The following is a 5,570-nucleotide window of genomic DNA, read 5'->3' as shown; positions in this document are numbered from 1 at the left end:
TGAAGTTGAAGAAAGCGAAAAAAGTTTGACGGTACTTAAAAAACCGTGATAGACTACAAGGCTTCGCTGATCGCAGCAAGTTAAACGAAGTAGACGAAAGTTGCTTCGGTGATCGTTAAAAATTTACAGCCGATAAGCGTGGGCGTTTGAAGGTAATTGCGTAAGTTCTTCGGAACAAGTCGCAAGACTTAAAAGCGCTCATGAGATAGAAGTGAAGTTCACTTTAATTCTTTTTTTATGAGTTTTGCTTGACCGCGAGGTCAGGCGCAAAAATCAAGATCGAACTATAGAGTTTGATCCTGGCTCAGATTGAACGCTGGCGGCATGCCTTACACATGCAAGTCGAACGGCAGCGCGGGAGCAATCCTGGCGGCGAGTGGCGAACGGGTGAGTAATACATCGGAACGTGCCCAATCGTGGGGGATAACGCAGCGAAAGCTGTGCTAATACCGCATACGATCTACGGATGAAAGCAGGGGATCGCAAGACCTTGCGCGAATGGAGCGGCCGATGGCAGATTAGGTAGTTGGTGAGGTAAAGGCTCACCAAGCCTTCGATCTGTAGCTGGTCTGAGAGGACGACCAGCCACACTGGGACTGAGACACGGCCCAGACTCCTACGGGAGGCAGCAGTGGGGAATTTTGGACAATGGGCGAAAGCCTGATCCAGCCATGCCGCGTGCAGGATGAAGGCCTTCGGGTTGTAAACTGCTTTTGTACGGAACGAAACGGCCTTTTCTAATAAAGAGGGCTAATGACGGTACCGTAAGAATAAGCACCGGCTAACTACGTGCCAGCAGCCGCGGTAATACGTAGGGTGCAAGCGTTAATCGGAATTACTGGGCGTAAAGCGTGCGCAGGCGGTTATGTAAGACAGTTGTGAAATCCCCGGGCTCAACCTGGGAACTGCATCTGTGACTGCATAGCTAGAGTACGGTAGAGGGGGATGGAATTCCGCGTGTAGCAGTGAAATGCGTAGATATGCGGAGGAACACCGATGGCGAAGGCAATCCCCTGGACCTGTACTGACGCTCATGCACGAAAGCGTGGGGAGCAAACAGGATTAGATACCCTGGTAGTCCACGCCCTAAACGATGTCAACTGGTTGTTGGGTCTTCACTGACTCAGTAACGAAGCTAACGCGTGAAGTTGACCGCCTGGGGAGTACGGCCGCAAGGTTGAAACTCAAAGGAATTGACGGGGACCCGCACAAGCGGTGGATGATGTGGTTTAATTCGATGCAACGCGAAAAACCTTACCCACCTTTGACATGTACGGAATTCGCCAGAGATGGCTTAGTGCTCGAAAGAGAACCGTAACACAGGTGCTGCATGGCTGTCGTCAGCTCGTGTCGTGAGATGTTGGGTTAAGTCCCGCAACGAGCGCAACCCTTGTCATTAGTTGCTACATTCAGTTGGGCACTCTAATGAGACTGCCGGTGACAAACCGGAGGAAGGTGGGGATGACGTCAAGTCCTCATGGCCCTTATAGGTGGGGCTACACACGTCATACAATGGCTGGTACAAAGGGTTGCCAACCCGCGAGGGGGAGCTAATCCCATAAAACCAGTCGTAGTCCGGATCGCAGTCTGCAACTCGACTGCGTGAAGTCGGAATCGCTAGTAATCGTGGATCAGAATGTCACGGTGAATACGTTCCCGGGTCTTGTACACACCGCCCGTCACACCATGGGAGCGGGTTCTGCCAGAAGTAGTTAGCTTAACCGCAAGGAGGGCGATTACCACGGCAGGGTTCGTGACTGGGGTGAAGTCGTAACAAGGTAGCCGTATCGGAAGGTGCGGCTGGATCACCTCCTTTCTGGAAACAAGCAATTTAATTTAAACGCCCACACTTATCGGTTGTTGGAAGAAGTCGAGATCTTTGTTGATCTTCGATTGGGTCTGTAGCTCAGCTGGTTAGAGCACCGTCTTGATAAGGCGGGGGTCGTTGGTTCGAGCCCAACTAGACCCACCAAATCTTCTGATTTCTCGTGTGAGAGTTTTGGGGGATTAGCTCAGCTGGGAGAGCACCTGCTTTGCAAGCAGGGGGTCGTCGGTTCGATCCCGTCATCCTCCACCAATAATTCGGTACTTATTCAACACCAAAGCGGCTTTGTGCGCGAGCATGAGGCTTCTTTGTTGTTGATCAAGATCTCTTGATCAATCGGCTGTTCTTTAAAAATTCATAGAGTCGAATCAGCGCTGCTGATGGAAACTGCACATTCGTAAAGGTTTAGTGCAGACCGTGCCATCAGCAGCATAGAATTTTTGATTGCGTCAAAAGAAACTTCAATTTCGAGTCAAATCGAATTGAATGTACGGCATAACGCGTCAGGTGAAAGACCTGACATATTCCTTGAAATGATTTTGTGTTTCGCAAGAAACGTCAAAGTTATAGGGTCAAGTGAATAAGAGCACGTGGTGGATGCCTTGGCAATGATAGGCGACGAAGGACGTGATAGCCTGCGATAAGCTTCGGGGAGCTGGCAAATTAGCTTTGATCCGGAGATTTCCGAATGGGGAAACCCACCTGCAAAGGTATCGCATGATGAATACATAGTCATGCGAGGCGAACCGGGTGAACTGAAACATCTCAGTAGCTCGAGGAAAAGACATCAACCGAGATTCCGAAAGTAGTGGCGAGCGAAATCGGAGAAGCCTGTTAGTGATAGCACAAGACATAACGGAACAGTTTGGAAAGACTGGCCATAGCGGGTGATAGCCCCGTACGTGAAATGACCTGTGTGGTACTGAGCTAACGACAAGTAGGGCGGGACACGAGAAATCCTGTCTGAATATGGGGGGACCATCCTCCAAGGCTAAATACTCATCATTGACCGATAGTGAACTAGTACCGTGAGGGAAAGGCGAAAAGAACCCCGGGAGGGGAGTGAAATAGATCCTGAAACCGCGTGCTTACAAAAAGTAGGAGCCTCGTAAGGGGTGACTGCGTACCTTTTGTATAATGGGTCAGCGACTTACATTCAGTGGCAAGGTTAACCGAATAGGGAAGCCGTAGAGAAATCGAGTCCGAATAGGGCGATCAGTCGCTGGGTGTAGACCCGAAACCAAGTGATCTATCCATGGCCAGGATGAAGGTGCCGTAACAGGTACTGGAGGTCCGAACCGACTAGTGTTGCAAAACTAGCGGATGAGCTGTGGATAGGGGTGAAAGGCTAAACAAACTTGGAAATAGCTGGTTCTCTCCGAAAACTATTTAGGTAGTGCCTCAAGTATTACCATCGGGGGTAGAGCACTGTTTTGGCTAGGGGGTCATGGCGACTTACCAAACCAAGGCAAACTCCGAATACCGATGAGTACAGCTTGGGAGACAGAGCACCGGGTGCTAACGTCCGGACTCAAGAGGGAAACAACCCAGACCGCCAGCTAAGGTCCCTAAAATTGGCTAAGTGGGAAACGAAGTGGGAAGGCTAAAACAGTCAGGATGTTGGCTTAGAAGCAGCCATCATTTAAAGAAAGCGTAATAGCTCACTGATCGAGTCGTCCTGCGCGGAAGATGTAACGGGGCTAAGCCAGTTACCGAAGCTGCGGATTTGCAATTTATTGCAAGTGGTAGGAGAGCGTTCTGTAAGCCTGTGAAGGTGCGTTGTAAAGCGTGCTGGAGGTATCAGAAGTGCGAATGCTGACATGAGTAGCGTTAAAGGGGGTGAAAAGCCCCCTCGCCGTAAGCGCAAGGTTTTCTACGCAACGTTCATCGGCGTAGAGTGAGTCGGCCCCTAAGGCGAGGCAGAGATGCGTAGCTGATGGGAAACAGGTCAATATTCCTGTACCGATTGTTAGTGCGATGTGGGGACGGATCTTAATAGGTCATCCAGTTATTGGATTATTCTGGTTTAGTTGGATGTAGGCGTGCATTAGGCAAATCCGGTGCACATATACCGAGGCCAACGATCGAGCGGACTTGTCCGTGAAGTGACTGAACGAGGTTCCAGGAAAAGCCACTAAGCTTCAGCTAACAACGACCGTACCGCAAACCGACACTGGTGCGCGAGATGAGTATTCTAAGGCGCTTGAGAGAACTCAGGAGAAGGAACTCGGCAAATTGACACCGTAACTTCGGAAGAAGGTGTGCCCTATTAGTGTGAAGTGAACAACGGAGCATGAATGGGTTGCAAAAAATCGGTGGCTGCGACTGTTTATTAAAAACACAGCACTCTGCAAACACGAAAGTGGACGTATAGGGTGTGACGCCTGCCCGGTGCTGGAAGATTAAATGATGGGGTGCAAGCTCTTGATTGAAGTCCCAGTAAACGGCGGCCGTAACTATAACGGTCCTAAGGTAGCGAAATTCCTTGTCGGGTAAGTTCCGACCTGCACGAATGGCGTAACGATGGCCACACTGTCTCCTCCTGAGACTCAGCGAAGTTGAAATGTTTGTGATGATGCAATCTCCCCGCGGAAAGACGGAAAGACCCCATGAACCTTTACTGTAGCTTTGTATTGGACTTTGAACAGATCTGTGTAGGATAGGTGGGAGGCTTTGAAGCAGGGTCGCTAGATCTTGTGGAGCCAACGTTGAAATACCACCCTGGTGTGTTTGAGGTTCTAACCTAGGTCCATTATCTGGATCGGGGACAGTGCATGGTAGGCAGTTTGACTGGGGCGGTCTCCTCCCAAAGCGTAACGGAGGAGTTCGAAGGTACGCTAGTTACGGTCGGACATCGTGACGATAGTGCAATGGCATAAGCGTGCTTAACTGCGAGACTGACAAGTCGAGCAGATGCGAAAGCAGGACATAGTGATCCGGTGGTTCTGTATGGAAGGGCCATCGCTCAACGGATAAAAGGTACTCTGGGGATAACAGGCTGATACCGCCCAAGAGTTCATATCGACGGCGGTGTTTGGCACCTCGATGTCGGCTCATCTCATCCTGGGGCTGTAGCCGGTCCCAAGGGTATGGCTGTTCGCCATTTAAAGAGGTACGTGAGCTGGGTTTAAAACGTCGTGAGACAGTTTGGTCCCTATCTTCCGTGGGCGCTGCAGATTTGAGGAAGCCTGCTCCTAGTACGAGAGGACCGGAGTGGACACACCTCTGGTGTATCGGTTGTCACGCCAGTGGCATTGCCGAGTAGCTAAGTGTGGAAGAGATAACCGCTGAAAGCATCTAAGCGGGAAACTCGTTTCAAGATGAGATCTGCCGGGGCCTTGAGCCCCCTGAAGAGTCGTTCAAGACCAGGACGTTGATAGGTCAGGTGTGGAAGCGCAGTAATGCGTTAAGCTAACTGATACTAATTGCTCGTGCGGCTTGACCCTATAACTTTGATCAAAATACAGATCAAGGTGTTATGCCAAGTTGACGCATTCAAAATAATTCGCCAAAAGCTGATTCCAAACTCTATGAATTCGTCTGCCTGATCAATCGATCACGCAGACAACCCTTTATGCCTGATGACCATAGCGAGTTGGTACCACTCCTTCCCATCCCGAACAGGACAGTGAAACGACTCAGCGCCGATGATAGTGCGGGTTCCCGTGTGAAAGTAGGTCATCGTCAGGCTCTTACAGCCCAGAAAACCCCAGTCAGAATTGACTGGGGTTTTTTGCTTTGCGCG

At 50.4% G+C, this 5,570-nt stretch carries 2 tRNA genes and 3 rRNA genes; all 5 read left to right on the top strand.

What is annotated here, in order from left to right:
• Nucleotides 1-281 precede the first annotated feature (281 nt).
• The 5 genes from AB6807_RS39240 to rrf all read left to right on the top strand — a co-directional run bounded on the left by AB6807_RS39240 (nt 282) and on the right by rrf (nt 5,515).
• Nucleotides 282-1,816 (top strand): 16S ribosomal RNA (locus tag AB6807_RS39240).
• Between the two features lie 79 nt (nt 1,817-1,895).
• Nucleotides 1,896-1,972: transfer RNA gene (locus AB6807_RS39235), tRNA-Ile, on the top strand.
• 29 nt (nt 1,973-2,001) lie between these two features.
• Nucleotides 2,002-2,077 (top strand) — tRNA-Ala (locus tag AB6807_RS39230).
• A 318-nt stretch (nt 2,078-2,395) separates the two neighbouring features.
• Nucleotides 2,396-5,271 (top strand): 23S ribosomal RNA (locus AB6807_RS39225).
• Nucleotides 5,272-5,402: 131 nt separating this feature from the next.
• Nucleotides 5,403-5,515 (top strand): 5S ribosomal RNA (rrf, locus tag AB6807_RS39220).
• The 16S, 23S and 5S rRNA genes sit together here with 2 tRNA genes alongside, the layout of an rRNA operon.
• Nucleotides 5,516-5,570: the final 55 nt, after the last annotated feature.

Source organism: Variovorax sp. RCC_210 (genome assembly GCF_041355175.1).
In the GTDB taxonomy this organism is placed as follows: Bacteria; Pseudomonadota; Gammaproteobacteria; order Burkholderiales; family Burkholderiaceae_C; genus Variovorax.
The sequence above is the reverse complement of the archived record's forward strand: the minus strand, read 5'-3'. Positions and strand labels throughout refer to the sequence as shown.